This is a genomic window from Bacillus sp. SIMBA_005 (assembly GCF_046535585.1).
Classification (GTDB): Bacteria; Bacillota; Bacilli; order Bacillales; family Bacillaceae; genus Bacillus; species Bacillus pumilus.
The window spans coordinates 1-242 of sequence record NZ_JAWRWI010001033.1 but is presented as its reverse complement, the minus strand read 5'-3'; the positions used below and the strand labels follow the sequence as shown (position 1 = coordinate 242).

Sequence of the window (242 nt, the reverse complement as noted above, 5' to 3'; positions counted from 1 at the left end):
ACATTTAAATTCAACCGGCATTGAATCTAAAATTTGGACTTTTCCTTCTCCTAATACAGCCTCTAAAATTTGCTCTGGCGTATAGCCCTTTTCAATCATTTTCGATACAGGCTCTAACGTCGCTAAATGTTGCTCGATTGCATCGATTGTTTCTTCTTCACAGCCCGGCATAAGTTGAAGAATAAAGCCGCCCGCTGCTAGAATAGAATTATCCGGATTAACTAGTACACCAAGCCCTACAG

At 40.9% G+C, this 242-nt stretch carries 1 protein-coding gene; it reads right to left on the bottom strand.

Annotation, left to right across the window (positions count from 1 at the left end; translation table 11 throughout):
* A partial coding sequence (locus SB660_RS23255; protein WP_410584918.1) for an Hsp33 family molecular chaperone HslO occupies nucleotides 1–242 on the bottom strand: 242 nt, incomplete at both ends.